General features: G+C 35.4%; 17 protein-coding genes. 14 read left to right on the top strand and 3 right to left on the bottom strand.

Going from position 1 to position 16,336, the window contains the following annotated elements; all coding sequences use genetic code 11:
• Positions 1 to 75: 75 nt before the first annotated feature.
• From BAQ46_RS13970 to BAQ46_RS13915, 12 genes are all read left to right on the top strand, one after another.
• A complete protein-coding gene (locus tag BAQ46_RS13970; protein ID WP_061131308.1) occupies positions 76 to 762 on the top strand; it encodes a CPBP family intramembrane glutamic endopeptidase in 687 nt (228 codons plus the stop codon).
• Between the two features lie 23 nt (positions 763 to 785).
• Positions 786 to 1,757: a phosphotransferase enzyme family protein gene (locus tag BAQ46_RS13965; RefSeq protein ID WP_061131309.1), complete on the top strand. Its 972-nt coding sequence runs from the start codon at positions 786 to 788 to the stop codon at positions 1,755 to 1,757.
• Between the two features lie 157 nt (positions 1,758 to 1,914).
• Positions 1,915 to 3,375, top strand: a complete 1,461-nt coding sequence (locus tag BAQ46_RS13960; protein WP_000387151.1) for an alanine/glycine:cation symporter family protein — start codon at positions 1,915 to 1,917, stop codon at positions 3,373 to 3,375.
• A 136-nt stretch (positions 3,376 to 3,511) separates the two neighbouring features.
• Complete coding sequence (locus BAQ46_RS13955) at positions 3,512 to 4,240, top strand: amino acid ABC transporter ATP-binding protein (RefSeq protein ID WP_074564835.1); 729 nt, start codon at positions 3,512 to 3,514, stop codon at positions 4,238 to 4,240.
• Positions 4,241 to 4,252: 12 nt separating this feature from the next.
• Entirely contained in the window at positions 4,253 to 5,083 is an 831-nt protein-coding gene (gene glnH, locus BAQ46_RS13950) for a glutamine ABC transporter substrate-binding protein GlnH (RefSeq protein WP_000916479.1), read from the top strand.
• A 70-nt stretch (positions 5,084 to 5,153) separates the two neighbouring features.
• Positions 5,154 to 5,810, top strand: a complete 657-nt coding sequence (locus BAQ46_RS13945; protein WP_001112694.1) for an amino acid ABC transporter permease — start codon at positions 5,154 to 5,156, stop codon at positions 5,808 to 5,810.
• Complete coding sequence (locus tag BAQ46_RS13940) at positions 5,811 to 6,455, top strand: amino acid ABC transporter permease (protein ID WP_000345989.1); 645 nt, start codon at positions 5,811 to 5,813, stop codon at positions 6,453 to 6,455.
• 204 nt (positions 6,456 to 6,659) lie between these two features.
• Positions 6,660 to 8,081 (top strand): amino acid permease, encoded by a 1,422-nt coding sequence (locus tag BAQ46_RS13935; RefSeq protein ID WP_001187115.1) that lies wholly within the window; start codon positions 6,660 to 6,662, stop codon positions 8,079 to 8,081.
• Positions 8,056 to 8,433: an OsmC family protein gene (locus BAQ46_RS13930; protein WP_000778858.1), complete on the top strand. Its 378-nt coding sequence runs from the start codon at positions 8,056 to 8,058 to the stop codon at positions 8,431 to 8,433. The genes BAQ46_RS13935 and BAQ46_RS13930 overlap by 26 nt, the downstream gene beginning before the upstream one ends.
• 59 nt (positions 8,434 to 8,492) lie before the next feature.
• Positions 8,493 to 8,930, top strand: a complete 438-nt coding sequence (locus BAQ46_RS13925; RefSeq protein WP_000969618.1) for an HIT family protein — start codon at positions 8,493 to 8,495, stop codon at positions 8,928 to 8,930.
• 178 nt (positions 8,931 to 9,108) lie between these two features.
• Positions 9,109 to 9,666: an RNA polymerase sigma factor gene (locus tag BAQ46_RS13920; protein ID WP_000869279.1), complete on the top strand. Its 558-nt coding sequence runs from the start codon at positions 9,109 to 9,111 to the stop codon at positions 9,664 to 9,666.
• On the top strand, positions 9,632 to 11,056 hold the full coding sequence (locus tag BAQ46_RS13915; protein ID WP_061131311.1) for a DUF4367 domain-containing protein: 1,425 nt from the start codon (positions 9,632 to 9,634) through the stop codon (positions 11,054 to 11,056). Before BAQ46_RS13920 ends, BAQ46_RS13915 begins: the two co-directional genes overlap by 35 nt.
• 29 nt (positions 11,057 to 11,085) lie before the next feature.
• Here the strand turns inward: BAQ46_RS13915 and BAQ46_RS13910 are convergent, their stop codons facing one another.
• A complete protein-coding gene (locus BAQ46_RS13910; RefSeq protein ID WP_211275843.1) occupies positions 11,086 to 12,081 on the bottom strand; it encodes a helix-turn-helix transcriptional regulator in 996 nt (331 codons plus the stop codon).
• Positions 12,082 to 12,157: 76 nt separating this feature from the next.
• Between BAQ46_RS13910 and BAQ46_RS13905 the strand changes: the two genes are divergently transcribed.
• The gene (locus BAQ46_RS13905) at positions 12,158 to 12,679 is read left to right on the top strand and encodes a dihydrofolate reductase family protein (protein WP_000085793.1); all 522 of its coding nucleotides are present in this window, start codon (positions 12,158 to 12,160) and stop codon (positions 12,677 to 12,679) included.
• Between the two features lie 13 nt (positions 12,680 to 12,692).
• Here BAQ46_RS13905 and BAQ46_RS13900 read toward each other — a convergent pair whose 3' ends face one another.
• Together BAQ46_RS13900 and BAQ46_RS13895 are read right to left on the bottom strand one after the other, a co-directional pair.
• Positions 12,693 to 14,084, bottom strand: coding sequence for a sensor histidine kinase (locus BAQ46_RS13900; RefSeq protein WP_000822577.1), 1,392 nt, complete (start codon positions 14,082 to 14,084; stop codon positions 12,693 to 12,695).
• A gap of 11 nt (positions 14,085 to 14,095) precedes the next feature.
• Complete coding sequence (locus BAQ46_RS13895) at positions 14,096 to 14,773, bottom strand: response regulator transcription factor (protein WP_044791354.1); 678 nt, start codon at positions 14,771 to 14,773, stop codon at positions 14,096 to 14,098.
• A gap of 173 nt (positions 14,774 to 14,946) precedes the next feature.
• Here BAQ46_RS13895 and BAQ46_RS13890 point away from each other — a divergent pair, with 173 nt between their 5' ends.
• Positions 14,947 to 16,194 carry a cell wall-binding repeat-containing protein gene (locus BAQ46_RS13890; RefSeq protein WP_061131313.1) on the top strand — a complete coding sequence of 416 codons (1,248 nt, stop codon included), beginning with the start codon at positions 14,947 to 14,949 and terminating at the stop codon, positions 16,192 to 16,194.
• Positions 16,195 to 16,336 lie beyond the last annotated feature (142 nt).

Below are 16,336 nucleotides of genomic sequence, written 5' to 3'. Positions count from 1 at the left end.
TTTGACAAAGTAGCTTGAAAGTTACGTTACGTCATCTTTTATACTATAGAAAATAGGATATAGGGGATGATATAAATGACTTTGAGGTATATGTGGGGATGGAAAGAAGTTTTATATTTATTTATGTTTGTATTTGTTATTGTTCCAGTAACTGTCGAATCCCTTTTTTATAAATATATTTTAGAAGTAATAGGTAACTCACTATATGCTGGAGTATTAATGGGCTTTATAATGGCAGTGATATTTACTACTGTAGTTTATCTTTTTTGTATCAAAAGATATAAACTCTCGTGGAAAGATATTGGAATTCGAAAACTTTCATGGAAAGATTTTTTATGGACAGTTATAGCATTGATTACCTTAATTGTAGTTAGTATTGCTGTATTAATGATAATGGAGAAAATGGGTATTTCTTTTGAAAATAGTAAAACGGAGACGGTCCAAAATGATAAATCAATATATTCGTTCTGTATCGCGGTAATTGGAGCAGCAATTATATCACCAATTTATGAAGAGATTTTATATCGAGGTGTTTTTTATACATTTTTTCGTAATAGATATGGCATGCGGGGCGGTATGTTTATCAGTTCCATAATATTTACTGTTGTCCATATTCCAACATATAACACATTACCGGTGAATTTTTTAAGTGGGGTAGTATTTGCTTGGTTATATGAGAAAACAAATTCTATTTTATCGGCTATGATTGCCCACGCATTATTCAATTTCATAGCAGTACTTCTCACATTTATGTCGAATTAAGAAGATATATAGGAGGGATACATATGGAAATAGCTGTAGAACGTATTTTTACGAAAGAGATTTTAAAAAGAGCAGCGAGTTTGTTTCATGTAACAGTGGACGAAAAGCCGCTTGGAGATTTTGAGAATTATATTTTTAAGGCGAAGGGTGATAATGATGAAGATTACGTATTACGTTTAACACATTCTTCTCATCGCTCTAAACAAGAGGTAGAGGCTGAACTAGATTTTTTACGATATGTTGCGGAGAATGGGGCAAAGGTAGCAGGCCCCCTTTATTCAGCATCTCAAAATCTTGTAGAAGACATCAGAGCAGAGGATGAAACTTTCTTTTTCGCTTCTTTATTTACATATGCAAAAGGTGAGCAAGTAAAAGGAGCGGAATCGCCTTATTGGGGAGACGCTTACTTTGAAGCATGGGGAAAAGCGATTGGACAACTGCATCGCCTTACAATGGATTATCCTAAAACAGACTACCGTGATACGTGGGAAGAAGATGAGAGTGGGATTGTTAATGGATTAGAAGATGATCAAGTGAAAAAGATCGCTGCGGTATTAATGGATGAGATAAAGGCTCTTCCAATTGAAAGAGAAACATTCGGCCTTATGCATGGGGATATTCATCCAGGTAATTTTCATTATGATGGAAAAGAGCTAACAATCTTTGATTTTGATGATGCGGCTTATAATTACTTTATACACGATTTAGCAATGGTTCTTTATTACTCTGTTCTATTTACAACGTGGACAGCGGAAGAGAAGACAGACTTTGCTCGTAAACAGTTACAAGTGTTACGGAAAGGCTATGAGTATGAGCACAGACTGGCGGATAGCTGGTATGAATCATTACCACTATTTTTACGTTTGCGTGACATAGGTCTATACGGTACGCTCCAAAAGAAATTTAAAGGGAAAGATATGCCAGATAATTTCCGAAAGTTATCAGAAGAGCTATACGAAAGAATTATAAAAAAAGAAGCAATTGTGAATATATAATACATTCTGTTCAAAACAAAGTATATAAAACAAATATATACTTTGTTTTTTTATACAAAAATATGTTTGTTTTATTAAAATAATATTGTCATAGATTCGGTATACACTTATAATTTTTATATATTCTGAATATTCTTGATAAAAAGGAGGGGGAATATTGGAAGCTTTCGTAAATTGGTTAAATAATATTGTTTGGAGTCCAGCACTTGTTTATTTATGTTTAGGAGCAGGTTTATATTTTTCTATTCGAACGAGGTTTTTACAAGTAAGGCACGTAGGAGAAATGGTGAAGCTGACATTTAAAGGAGAAAAATCAGAGGCTGGTGTTTCTTCATTCCAAGCGTTAGCACTTTCGTTATCAGGGCGCGTTGGGACAGGGAATATCGCTGGGGTAGCTACAGCGGTTGCCTTCGGTGGACCAGGGGCTGTATTTTGGATGTGGGCAGTAGCCTTTTTAGGAGCAGGATCAGCTTATGTAGAATCAACACTCGCGCAAATCTATAAGACAAAGCATCAAGGACAGTTTCGTGGTGGACCTGCTTATTACATCGAAAAAGGTCTAGGTGTGAAATGGTATGCTTTAGTATTCGTTGCAGCGACAATTCTTGCAACTGGGCTTTTATTACCGGGCGTGCAAGCAAATAGTATTGCTGTAAGTTTAGAGACAGCTTTTGGAATTAACACTACATTATCAGGGGCTTTATTAGTTGTTGTATTAGCTCTTATCATTTTCGGTGGAGTAAAGCGTATTGTTAACGTAGCGCAAGTTGTCGTACCGTTTATGGCAGTTGGGTATATTTTAGTAGCTTGTGTTATTGTCGCTATGAATATTGAAAAACTGCCAGAAGCATTTATGTTAATTATAAGAAGTGCGTTTGCATTAGAAGCAGCATTTGGTGGTATTATCGGTTTAGCAATTTCTTGGGGGGTAAAACGTGGTATTTATTCTAATGAAGCAGGGCAAGGAACTGGGCCACATGCAGCGGCAGCAGCAGAAGTATCACATCCAGCTAAGCAAGGCTTAGTGCAAGCATTTTCCGTTTACATTGATACATTATTTGTTTGTTCAGCAACAGCATTTATGATGATTATTACAGGCATGTATAACGTATTTGATGCAAGCGGAAAAAACTTTATCGTAAATAAATTAAATGGTGCACAGCCAGGACCGGGATATACACAGGCAGCAGTAGAATCTGTTTTCCCTGGATTTGGAAACGGTTTCGTTGCAATCTCGTTACTATTCTTTGCATTTACAACAATTATGGCGTATTACTACATTGCAGAAACGAATATCGCGTACTTAAACCGTGATAAAGACCGCCCTTGGCTGTCTATGGTACTAAAGTTTGTCTTTTTAGGAGCTGTATTCTACGGTTGTATCAAAACAGCAGCAACGGCTTGGGCTTTAGGCGATATCGGTGTAGGAATTATGGCATGGGTAAATATCATTGCGATTTTACTATTACAAAAACCTGCATTAGTTGCATTAAAGGATTATGAAAAGCAGAAAAAAGAAGGAAAAGATCCAGTATTCGATCCAGGGCCATTAGGAATTAAAAATGCTGATTTCTGGGAGCATGAATACGGAAAAGATAAGAAAGAAGAAGTATCGTAATGGAATAGAGATGAAAAAGCAAAGGGGAAACCCCTTTGCTTTTTTTATGGGTGAAATGAGGATCAAAGTTATTTTTTTGCTTATTTTTGAATATAAAAAGAATGTACATGCTTTGTTAGGGGAAGGGGGGAGTATGTTGATAGAGTTTCGTAATGTAAATAAATATTATGGTAACTTTCAAGTTTTAAAAGATATTAATGTACAAGTGAAAAAAGGTGAAGTGGTAGTAGTTGTTGGGCCTTCAGGATCAGGAAAAAGCACGTTGCTTCGGTGTATAAACCAGTTAGAGTCAATTACAGATGGAGAGTTAATTGTACAAAATACGGAGGTACACAATGCGAAAACAGATATGAATGAATTACGCCGAAATATCGGAATGGTCTTTCAACATTTTTATTTATATCCACATAAAACGGTTCTTCAAAATATTACACTAGCACCTATTAAAGTAAATAAAATTTCAAAAGAGGAAGCAGAGAAAACGGCGATGTTTTATTTAGAGAAAGTAGGAATTCCGGAGAAGGCCAGTGTATATCCACATCAATTATCTGGTGGACAACAGCAAAGGGTGGCAATTGCTAGAGGACTTGCGATGCAGCCGGAAATTATGCTATTCGATGAGCCTACGTCTGCTCTTGATCCAGAGATGATCGGGGAAGTACTTGATGTTATGAAAACGCTAGCTAAAGAAGGGATGACGATGGTCGTTGTCACGCATGAAATGGGATTTGCAAGGGAGGTAGCCGATCGGATTTTATTTATGGATGATGGCAAGATTATTGAGGATACAACACCGGCGCAATTTTTTGCGAGTCCTGAACAAGAAAGAGCGCGTCTATTTTTAAGCCGAGTGTTAAACCATTAAAGGAGGAGTTTTATGCTTAAAATGAAAAAGTTGTTTACGTTAATCGTATTTTCATGTCTATTCGTACTTGTCGTTGCTGGATGCGGAAGTAAAAAAGATGAGGCAAAAGAAACGAACACGAAGCAAGGCGGTGCTGTTGAACAAATTAAGAAGCGAGGGAAGTTAGTAGTTGGGGTGAAGAATGATACGAACTTATTTGGATTGAAAAATCCTTCGACAGGGCAGGTAGAAGGATTTGATGTTGATGTTGCAAAGGCGCTTGCGAAAAAGATTCTTGGGGATGAAAAGAAACTAGAGTTGAAAGAGGTAACATCTAAAACGCGTATTCCACTCCTGAAAAATGGTGACATTGATGCAATTATTGCAACAATGACAATTACAGAAGAACGTAAAAAAGAGGTCGATTTTTCAGATGTATATTTTAAAGCAGGGCAATCGTTACTCGTGAAAAAAGGAAGCGATATTAAAAGTATTGATGATGTGAAAAAGGGCGTAAAAGTGTTAGCAGTAAAAGGCTCAACATCGACAAATAACATTCGCCAAAAATCACCAGAAGCGACTGTATTAGAATTTGAAAATTACAGTGAGGCATTTACAGCGTTAAAAGCAGGAAAAGGTGATGTTTTAACGACAGATAATGCAATTCTTTACGGTATGGCAAAACAAGATTCAAATTATGAAGTGGTAGGGAAAATTTTTACGGATGAACCGTACGGAATCGCAGTGCAAAAAGGTGCAGATGATTTAACGAAAGAGATTAATAATTTAATTAAAGACATGAAAGCAAGCGGAGAGTATGACAAATTATATGAGAAATGGATTGGGCAGAAACCAGAGAAGTAAAGTGATAAATAGTAAAAGTGAGAGGATGAGAGTACTCATCCTCTTCTTGTAAAGAAAGAGGGGAGAATATGTGCCTGATTTTTCTATATTAACGAATAACATTGATATGTATTTAGAAGGCTTTAAGTATACAGTTATGTCTAGTGTACTTGCATTGATAGGAAGCTTTATTTTAGGAGTAATTTTGGCGGTAATGCGTATTGCACCAATTCGCATTTTAAATTGGTTGGGAGCTGCTATTGTAGAATTTGTAAGAAATATTCCGCTCGTATTAATTGCATTTATATTCTATTTCGCTTTACCTGTAGTAGGAATTACTTTAAATGGTTTTGTAGCAGGAACAGTTACGCTTACCGTATATACTGCAGCGTTTATTGCGGAAGTCATTCGAGCTGGTATTTTATCAGTCGCGAAAGGCCAAATGGAGGCAGCACGTTCCTCAGGATTGACGTATGTACAGGGAATGTATTATATTGTTTTGCCCCAGGCGATGAAAATCGTAATCCCTCCTTTAGGAAATCAATTTCTCAATTTAGTAAAAAACTCTTCTATACTCGGAATTATTGCTGGTGCTGATTTAATGTATCAAGGAGATTTAATTTCAACGAAGACGTTTGTTACGTTCGATGTGTATATATTTGTCGGGATGTTTTATTTAATATTAACAATTCCGCTCAGTATGCTAGTGCGTTATTTAGAAAAACGCTTAGCAAAGGAGGCGGTGTAAATGGATTTTAAGGGAGCAATTACAGGAGATCATATTCTCTTTTTATTAAAAGGATTACTCATCACATTAGAGGTAGCGCTCGTAGCAATTGTACTTAGCTTTATTATCGGTAGTGTAATAGGGATTGTACGGTACACAAAAATACCCGTCTTCTCACAAATATTAGGAGTTATCGTTGAAGTAATTCGAAACTTACCACTACTTTTAATTATATTTTTCACATATTTTGCACTTCCAGAAGCAGGCTTGAAATTAGAAATTATAACAGCCGTAATTGTCGCTTTAACAATATTTGAAGCTGCAATGATATCTGAAATTGTTCGAAGTGGCCTATTATCTATTGAAAAAGGACAGATTGAGGCTGCAAGATCTTCAGGATTAACGTATGTGCAAGCACTTTGGCACATTATTTTACCACAAGCATTAAGAAGAATGGTCCCGCCACTTGTCAGTCAGTTTATTTCATTGCTGAAAGATACAGCGCTAGCAGTCGTTATATCACTCCCAGAGCTTATGCATAATGCTCAAATTATTAGCGGACAAAATGTAAATTATATGATTCCAACGTTTATAGTAGTAGCTTGTATGTACTTTATTGTAAACTATAGTTTATCAATTTTATCGAGAAGGTTAGAACTTCGTTAACCCTTACAATATATGTAAGGGTTTTTCCTTGTTTCTCCTTATTTTCCTCTAAATAGAATCTAAATCTTGCAATAATTCAATTTTTTATATTATTTTATCAGAAAAGTTTTAATTTTATATAGAAAATGTAATCGCTTTCGTGTATATTTTTATTATCAGAAAATTTTAACAAGATATAGGGGTATTGGTAGGGGGAGGATTTAGATGCAGCAACCAACGAATGAGAAATTACATCGTACGATGAAGAGTAGACATTTATTTATGATCGCACTAGGTGGTGTAATCGGAACTGGTTTTTTCTTAGGTTCAGGTTACACCATTAATCAGGCTGGACCAGGGGGAGCCATCCTTTCATATTTAGTAGGCGGATTTATTATGTATTTAACAATGCTTTGTCTTGGAGAGTTAACGGTAGCGATGCCAGTTTCAGGTTCTTTCCAAAAGTATGCGACGAAGTTTATTGGACCAGGAACGGGCTTTATGATCGGCTGGCTATATTGGCTTGGCTGGGCAGTAACAGTAGGATTAGAATTAACGTCAATCGGTTTAATGATGAAAAGATGGTTTCCGAATGTTGATGTTTGGGTATGGTGTCTTGTATTCGGTGTTATTTTATATGCTTCAAACGCAATTTCGGCGAAAAGTTATGCTGAATTAGAATTTTGGTTCTCTAGTATTAAAGTAGTTACCATTCTTGCCTTTGTTGTTCTTGGTGGTAGTGCGTTACTAGGGTTTATATCATATGACGGAAAAGAAGCAGCACCTCTTTTCTCTAACTTTGTAAGCGAAGGTGGATTATTCCCGAATGGACTAGCTGCCGTATTACTTACGATGATTACAGTTAACTTCTCGTTCCAAGGAACAGAGTTAATCGGGATTGCAGCGGGAGAAAGTGAAAATCCAGAAAAAACAATTCCACGTGCAATCCGTAATACAGTATGGCGCATTATGTTATTCTTCATTTTAACAATGACGATTTTAGTAGGATTAATTTCTTGGAAAGAAGCTGGCGTAATTGAAAGTCCGTTCGTAGTTGTATTTGATAAAATCGGTATTCCATATGCAGCTGATATTATGAACTTCGTTATTATTACAGCGTTACTATCTGTAGCGAATTCAGGATTATATGCGGCAACTCGTATACTATGGTCACTTGCAAATGAAGGAATGGCACCAAAGTCTTTCCAGAAAGTAAATAAGCGTGGTATTCCAATTACAGCGCTAGTCGTAACAATTGCTGTAGCTGCTTTATCTTTATTAACAAGTTTCCTTGCAGAAGATACAGTATACATGTACTTATTATCTATAGCTGGTTTATCAGCTGTTTCAAGTTGGATCATTATTGCCCTGTCGCAATTGCGCTTTAGAAGTCAGTATATAAAAGGCGGAGGAAAGTTAGAGGACTTAAAATATAAAACACCGTTATATCCAATTGTTCCTATTTTAGCTTTAATTACAAATAGTATCGTTGTTATTAGTTTAGCGTTTATTCCAGAACAAAGAATGGCGTTATATTGTGGTATTCCATTTATCATTTTCTGCTACATATATTATTATATAAATAAGAAACGGCAGAAACCGATGAAGGTGGAGACAACAAATGAAACTAACCATCAAACAAGATGATATTGAGGCAGATTTATCGTATGGTCAATTAGCGATTGGAAAAGAAAACGGGTATTCACCGTTACAATTACTTATTTCTTCAATCGCAGGATGTAGTGCAATTGTCTTTCGAACAATTTTAGAAAAGAAACGTATTCCATACGATACGTTTACAATTGAAACGGAAATTGGTAGAAGTGATGCTTTATCAAAACCAGTTGAAAGTGTTCATTTGCATTATAAAATTAAAGCACAAAACATTACAGAAGAGCAGTTGGACAAGGCGTTGCAGCTTGCAGTGAAAAATTGCACAATTGTTCAATCTGTAAAGGATAGTATAAAAGTTACGGAAACAATTGAGCTAATAAAGTAAAACAGAAAAACGTGAGAATACGGCTCTCACGTTTTTCTGTTTTAGAGAGGGGGGGAAGTATGATGGAATGTTTAGGATGTAAATTAGCAAACGAAGAGGAGAAAATTTACAGAGTATACGAAGATGAGTATGTAACATGTTTTTTAGATCATGCACCTTTCTATCCAGGACATACTTTAATTGTGCCAAAACAGCATGTTGTAGAAGTAGATGAATTAGATGATGTTGTAGCAAAATCCATTATGGATGCTTCTAAGCTTATTGCAAAAGCGATTAAGGCATTATATAAACCAGATGGAGTTACAGTTTGTCAAAATGGTGGAGTATTTAACGAGTTAACACATTACCATATGCATGTCGTACCAAGATATAAAGAGCGCTCGTTTGCTGAATTTTATACGGTACAATCGGGAGAAAAGCAGAATCATAATTTTGAAGAGACTAAGCGCTTATTAAAAGGGGCGATAGAGCAAATACTGCTTAATGAAAAAGTGTAAGAGGGATGTTTTAAAGAAGTTTTCAGGAAAATTCTAATAAACAAAAGCCCAATTTCTCAGTTAAAATAGAGAAATTGGGCTTTTGTTTATTCTATTATTAAATTTTATCTATAAAAAGATTTTGCAGTGTCACAAAGTATGGTGCTCATTCGTTATATAGAGTGAGAGGAGGAATTATATGAAAGTTACAAACAACGATTATGAAAAGATGGAAGAGCTATATGAGTTGTATGAACAAAAGATTTATTATGTAGCTTATTCTATTTTAAATAATATTCAGCAGGCAGAAGATGCAGTTCAAGAGACGTTTATTACTCTTTATAAGAACTTGGAAAAGCTCCATAGCTTGAGTACTGAAGAGCTTAAACGATACATTTTGAGGGTTGCGAAAAACAAGGCGATTGATAGCTACCGGAAAAATAGACGACATGAAACATTTTTAGAAGAATATGAAAGAGAATCAGCAGAAGCAGTAGATGAAAATATTGAAGAGTGGGAAAAACGTGTAATGTCCGAGGTTCAAATTGATGCATTGTTAAAAGAGTTAAATGAATCTAACAAACAGGTGTTTAAGTATAAAGTCTTCTATAACTTAACGTATCAAGAAATTTCAAGCGTCATGGGGATAACGGAGGCTAATGTCCGAAAGCAGTTTGAGCGTGCTCGAAAAAGAGTCCAAAATATGATAGGAGGTATACAACATGACGAATTCAAAGAACTCCAAAGAAATATATGAACTTGCTGAAAAAATTGCTTTAGATGATTTTGATAAACTCGAAGAACAACATGAATTTTCACATACATATACACGTAAAAAGAAATTGTTTATGGAGGAAATGAAGCTGAAAAATGGACAACCACAGAAAAAGCGTAAAAAACATCGTATGTTAATCGCTGCTGCTTGCTTATTGATTGGTATGCCGACAACCGTTTTTGGTGCAGTGAAAGTCTATAATATGATTGTTCAAAAACAAAATTATGAAGTAAATGTTTCGGTAACAAATAAGGACTCGAAAAAGGCTGATAAGTGGTATAAGCTGAAAATAGGTAAATTGCCAGAAAATATGGAAGCAATCGATGATAGTGCTATGAAATATTCATTTAAAGATAACGACGCAATGGGCGGGTTTTCATTCGTTCTTTCGAGAGTGGGAGAAAATGCGGATTTTCAAACTTTATATTCAAAAAGTTATGAAGAAAAAGAGATAAATGGCAGGAAAGCAGTAATTGTCCATAAAGAAACTGGGAACAACAACGTAATGTTTGACAGAAAGGTCTTTCTCTTTTTTGAGAAAGAAGGGATTATGTTAGAAAGTTATATTGGATCCGATGTAAATGAAGAACAAATGATGGATGTGTTAGGGAGTATTTCACTTGAGCCTACGTCAAAAGAAAAGGCATCATATATAGCAGATTATGATGAGAATCGCTTTACCAAAGCAGCTGAACCGAAAGAAAATAAGGTGATTCCTTTGAAAAAAGATAGTAAACGACTATTTCATATAGGACAAAAGGTTCCAGTAACGATATCTATGGATAACAGCCAAATTGAATATGTGATAGAAAAAGTTGAAGTTTTTGATTCAATCAAAGATTTTAAACAAGAGAACTTTAATGAACTTGGCCTAGAGATATTAAGCAAGAATAAGGCTTTAGATCAGACGGGAAAATTACTATCGTACAGACGAGATGAATATAAATTAGGGAATGGTAAAGATTCAATTGATACATTAGTAGATTCGAAATTAGTTAATGTTAAATTTGTCTACTTAACAACAACAGTGAAAAATATTGGTAAAAAGTCGACAGAAGAAATCTATATGCATCCATCCATAAAACAGCTTAAATTTGAAGGGAATGCATGGAAATACGCTAAAGAAGAGGGAATGGACGCAACGCGTATTATGACAGGTGAAGTTGATTATTTAGAACCTCACGGAGATGGAAAAAGTTTTTACAATATTGGCAGTATCCGACCAGGACAAACCATGAAAGTTAACTTAGGTTATTTTGTAGATGAGGATAAACTAGATTCAATCTTCCTTGATGCTTTCCATTACAGAGGGAATGGTGGCACTGAAAATATGAATGCGGAATATCGTTGGTGGATTGATATTCGTCAATAGTAACAAAGAGACTAAAAAGCTGCTTACATCTAGCAGCTTTTTTCGTCTTCATACATATGTAAAATTTCTTTCGCACGTATACGTAAACCATCTATTAATTCTTTCGGTTCTAACACTTTTGCATCTTTTCCAAGTCTATAAAATAAAGGGATAATAAAGTTTATTTCACCTTTATCAATTGTTGAATGTATATATCCTGTCCCGTCCTCGTTTACTACAACGAATTCTTCAAGGTAAGGCACGCTTTTACATTGGCGCACACCTTCTTTTGTCAGTAAAACATGTAACTGCGTAGGAATGTGTACGACGTTAGAGCTAGAGTCAAACCATTTTGCTAAATTCATGAATGTACTTTCATTTTTTTCCGTTGATAATATAGAAAGAATACGATCAACGCGATACAGTAATACTTTTTTTCTACTGAAGTCATAGGATGGTAAGTACCATAGTCCGTCATGAGCATATACACCGATAGGATGAACATGTTTTGTTTTTATCCCCGATTTAGATTCATATTGAAATTGTAAATTTTTATTTTCAATAGCCGCAGTTAGTACTTCGTTTAAAAGAGGTGTATCAATTGTACGCTTCGGATTCCAAAAGGCGATGTAAGAACGTATTTTATCAACTTTCACTTTCGCATCATGTTGTAGGGAGCTATACAGTTTATGTGTAACGGAATTGATTTCTGTGTTAAAAGGCAAGTCTCGATAGTAACTTAAAGATTGAAAAGCAAAAAAGATGGAGACTGCTTCTTCTTCCGTAAATAAGATAGGTGGAATGACTCTATTCGTTAATACTTTATAGCCGCCGTTACGACCTTGTTCTGCGTAAATGGGCAACCCCATATCACTTAAATCTAAAATGTATCTATGGACAGTACGAACGGAGATATTAAATTCATCAGCTATTTCTTGCGCTGTAAATGTCTTTTTGGCAGAAGCAAATATAAGAATATCTAATAAGCGTTTAGCTTTTGACAAATGTATCACCTTTTTTCTTTTTAACATGACATAAATTGTCATGTTTTATTGTTAGTATATTGTTTACATCATATGTTATCAAGATGATTATCAAGATGAGATGCAAGGAGGAAAAGATATGTCACGTGAAATAGTTTTATTTATTGCGGCGAGCTTAGATGGATATATTGCGAAAGAAAATGATGATTTAGAGTGGTTAATGGAAACAGAAGGAGAGGGAGATAACGGTTATACAGAAATGTATGAAACAATTGATACGATAATCATGGGAAAAAGAACGTACGATTATGTAGTAGAGCATATGGAAACATTCCCGTATGTAGATAAAAAATGTTATGTTTTCTCTAACTCAGAAAAAGGTTCGAACGAACACGTGGAGTTTGTAAATGAAGATGTAGTGGAGTTTACAAAAAGGTTGAAAGAGCAAGAAGGATCTAAAATATGGATGGTCGGTGGAGGGAGTCTACTGAGAGAGTTCTTTAAGAATAATCTAATTGATGAATATGTTGTTACGATTACACCGCATATATTAGGTTCTGGAGTTCCGTTATTTCAAGACAAGAACCCAGAAATTCATTTAACTTTAACGGATACGAAACGTTTTGGGCAATTTGTAAACTTATATTATAAAGTAAAATGATAAAGAAACACGACTACTGATGGTAGTCGTGTTTTTGTATAGATGGCAATGAAATAATAAAGCAAGATCCGTGATCAACTTCGCTCGTTACAGTAATATTCCCACCGTGCAGCTCTACAATTTCTTTCACGATAGATAATCCTAAACCAGTTCCGCCTGTAGCTCGTGATCTCGCTTTATCAACTCGATAAAAGCGGTCGAAAATGTGAGGGAGGTCTTCAAGCGGAATACCTTCGCCTTCATCTTCAATTGCAATGGAAATACTTTTATGTTCTTCTGTAACAGAAATGTTTATATGAGAATGCTCTTTTGAATGTCTATAAGCGTTATTTAAAATATTCACCACAACTTGTTCGAATCGTTGTTCATCTAAGTTTACTAGCAGTGTAGGAGGACAAGAGAAAGAAACTGTAATGTACCTTTCTTTATACATGGCGTTTACTTTTTCACATATACGCGTAAGGAAGGTGTGTAAATGCACTTCCTTTACTTGAATAGAAAAGTTATGTTGTTCCATTTGTGCAAGGGAGAACAAATCTTGAACTAAGTTTGTGATGTAATCAGACTCATCTTTTATAATAGATAAATACCGCAAACGTTGCTCAGGAGATGTTGCTTCTTTTGAAGCAATGTCAGCATAACCTCTTACGTATGTTAATGGTGTTCGTAATTCATGAGCAACACTTGCCAGAAATTCACTTCGCTCTGTTTTCATATAATGTAAATCATTTGCGAGTGTTTGAATAGATGATGCTAGTTCACCAATTTCATCATTTCGAGTAGTCGTTAATGAAACTGATAAATCTCCTTTACTCATTTTTTCAGTGGCATGTTTCATGTGTAACAATGGTTTTGTTAATAACCGAGATAAAAGAAAAATGGTAATGACTGTGAGTAGAAACGTGATGGCACCAGCGATAATGAATTGTTTTGTTAATCCATTCACCAACTTTTCAATGGATTCTGTCCCAAGAAACATATACACATACCCCTCATGTTTTCCAGCTACTATGATGGGACTAACCGTACATATATAATTAGATGTTTTCCAGTGATTCTCTATAATTGCTCCGTCATGATCTGTCCGTGTTTGCATCTTTTCAATATGCTTTTTTATAGTAGTATTTATTTCATTGGATTTAGCTAGTACTTCCTTATTTGCATTTGTAATAACAACAGTGGTTTCGGCTTCGGATTCCATTAGTGCAACATGAGAGATTGTTTGCTTATCAAAATACTTTTCAAGGACATCTCTGTGACTATTTCCGCGCTTTAATAAAGCTGTCATTTCTTCATTTACTCTATTGTTGACAAGACTATAATAAAGCGAGACAAATAGAACACTTTCGATTAAAAGTGTAACAATCAAAAAATAAAATCCGAGCTGAATAGAAATTCGCTTCATTGCTTTGCTCCTTAATCTAAAGTATCAACCCATCGATAGCCAACTCCGTACACAGTTTTTAAATGATCGTCAATAGGGAAATTTACTTTTCGTAATTTATCACGCAAATTACGAATATGTGAATCGACAGTTCTATCTTCTGTATTTGTATTTAATCCCCAAATTCGTTCAATGAGCTGATCGCGGCTTAATACGTAGTTCACATGACGTAAAAATAATCCGAGTAAAGAGAATTCAATTGGTGTAAGAAGAAGTTCTTCGTTATAGACAGAAACGAAATGCTTTGCCTCATCCCATAAAATGCCGTGATATTGGATTTGCGTCCGTTGATTCGTTCGCCTTAAAACAGCTTCAATTCTCGCGAAAAGCTCTTCTTCATGGAAAGGTTTCGTTACGTAATCATCTGCTCCGATTTTTAATCCTTGGACGACATCTACCGTTTGATCACGAGCTGTTACCATAATGATAGGAACGTTACTAAATGAGCGGATTTTTTTACACGTTTCCCATCCGTCCATCTTTGGCATCATAATATCCAGTAAAATAAATTTAAAGTTTTGATTTTCTATATGTGAAATCGCTTCTTCTCCGGATCGTGCACATATGCAGTTATATCCAATTGGAGTAAGATAAAGCGTTAATAATTCAAGCATTCTCGGTTCATCGTCTACGAGCAGTATATCAATCATAGAGAGCCCTCCATATATAATCTTTACTTAAATTGTAATGCAAAATCATGAAGAAATGGTGCAGATTGTAATGCGTCTGCATAATTTCTTCAGAATTGCTTGTTATTGTAAAGTTGAAATTCCATTTTAGGTAATCATATTGGCTCGAAAATGATTTATACGGAGGCGGTATAGTGAAAAAAATGACCCGAGTTTTTGGGATAACAATAATTACAGCAGTTGGTCTTGCGGCGTGTGGACAAACAAATGCAGATCATAAAAATCATGAATCTAAAGAAGCGAAGAAAACAGAGCAGAAGGAAATGAAAATGAATCAGGAGGTAACTGCGCCGAAAGAAATGAACAAAGGGGCATCAAATGATTTATTAACGATAAGTTTAAAAAATGTAACGAGATTAAACACAAATGATCCTCTTCAAATGGCAGTATTAACTTCGCAGACGATATGGCCAGCAACACATAAAGAGAATCAGCCAGGCGCTGTTATTTTAGTACCAGTAAAAGACTGGCAATTAGGTATTGCAAGTGCAGACCTTATTCATCATCCGAATAACGGACCGATTCTATTTATAGAAAAAGAAAAGGTACCCGAAATGACATTAAAAGAAATAAAACGATTAAATCCGCTCGGAACGAAAGATGGAACACAAATTATGGTGATGGGGGATGTCGATGCATCTATCCTTGAGCAATTAAAAGAGTATAAAGTAAAGCAAATAAAAGAAACGGATCCAGCTACATTTGCTAAAGATGTGGATAAAGAATATGCCGATATAACAGGTAGTTATCCGAATAGTGTTATTATCGGCTCATCCGAAGAGGAAGGGCGTTTATATACAACACCAGCTGTAAACTGGATTTCTCATATGCCAGAACCACTACTTTATATAGAAAAGAATAAAGTGCCAGAAGCGACGATAGAGGCATTAAAGACGCGAAAAGATAAAGCAAATATATATGTACTAGGACCAGAAAAAATCATTTCAAAAGAAGTAGAAAAAGAGTTAAGCAAATACGGGAAAGTAACGCGTATTAGTGGAGAGACTCCAGTAGAGAATTCTATTGCATTTGCAAAGTTTAAAGATGAAAAAACAAAATTTGGATGGGGGTTCACAAAACCAGGTCACGGTGTATCATTTGTTTCAAGCAAAACACCAGACTTAGCAGTTGCAGGAGCACCATTTTCACATATGGGTAAACATGCCCCCGTTATCTTATTAGAGGAAGGAAAAGCTTCACAACCAGTGTATGATTTCCTTGCTACTATTCAACCGAAGTTTAAAGATGACCCAACACTTGGCCCGTACAATCATGGATTCTTATTAGGGAATACTGAAAATATTTCATTTGAAACGCAAGGAATACTAGATGAGAGGTTAGAAATTGTTCAGGAAAGTGGTCAAGGGCACGGTGGACATTAATGAAATGAGAGAAGACGCTATGAAGGTAGCGTCTTTTTTAGGAAACTTTTACATAGCGCAAAATCCTCTACTCGTTATATAATAGCCTTCGTGCAGTCGGCTAGATTTTCTTATGGAGAAAATCGAATGATAAAGTGAAACT

It is taken from the genome of Bacillus paranthracis, from assembly GCF_001883995.1.
GTDB lineage: Bacteria > Bacillota > Bacilli > Bacillales > Bacillaceae_G > Bacillus_A > Bacillus_A paranthracis.
Note: the sequence above shows the minus strand (reverse complement) of the source record. Positions and strands in the feature narration are given on the sequence as shown.

What these genes read in the sequence shown, in the direction of transcription:
- BAQ46_RS13970 (WP_061131308.1), top strand. Translation starts at nt 76, where the DNA reads ATGACTTTGAGGTATATGTGGGGATGGAAAGAAGTTTTATATTTATTT.
- BAQ46_RS13965 (WP_061131309.1), top strand. Translation starts at nt 786, where the DNA reads ATGGAAATAGCTGTAGAACGTATTTTTACGAAAGAGATTTTAAAAAGA.
- glnH (WP_000916479.1), top strand. Translation starts at nt 4,253, where the DNA reads ATGCTTAAAATGAAAAAGTTGTTTACGTTAATCGTATTTTCATGTCTA.
- BAQ46_RS13940 (WP_000345989.1), top strand. Translation starts at nt 5,811, where the DNA reads ATGGATTTTAAGGGAGCAATTACAGGAGATCATATTCTCTTTTTATTA.
- BAQ46_RS13935 (WP_001187115.1), top strand. Translation starts at nt 6,660, where the DNA reads ATGCAGCAACCAACGAATGAGAAATTACATCGTACGATGAAGAGTAGA.
- BAQ46_RS13930 (WP_000778858.1), top strand. Translation starts at nt 8,056, where the DNA reads ATGAAACTAACCATCAAACAAGATGATATTGAGGCAGATTTATCGTAT.
- BAQ46_RS13925 (WP_000969618.1), top strand. Translation starts at nt 8,493, where the DNA reads ATGATGGAATGTTTAGGATGTAAATTAGCAAACGAAGAGGAGAAAATT.
- BAQ46_RS13920 (WP_000869279.1), top strand. Translation starts at nt 9,109, where the DNA reads ATGAAAGTTACAAACAACGATTATGAAAAGATGGAAGAGCTATATGAG.
- BAQ46_RS13915 (WP_061131311.1), top strand. Translation starts at nt 9,632, where the DNA reads ATGACGAATTCAAAGAACTCCAAAGAAATATATGAACTTGCTGAAAAA.
- BAQ46_RS13910 (WP_211275843.1), bottom strand. Translation starts at nt 12,081, where the DNA reads ATGACAATTTATGTCATGTTAAAAAGAAAAAAGGTGATACATTTGTCA.
- BAQ46_RS13905 (WP_000085793.1), top strand. Translation starts at nt 12,158, where the DNA reads ATGTCACGTGAAATAGTTTTATTTATTGCGGCGAGCTTAGATGGATAT.
- BAQ46_RS13900 (WP_000822577.1), bottom strand. Translation starts at nt 14,084, where the DNA reads ATGAAGCGAATTTCTATTCAGCTCGGATTTTATTTTTTGATTGTTACA.
- BAQ46_RS13895 (WP_044791354.1), bottom strand. Translation starts at nt 14,773, where the DNA reads ATGATTGATATACTGCTCGTAGACGATGAACCGAGAATGCTTGAATTA.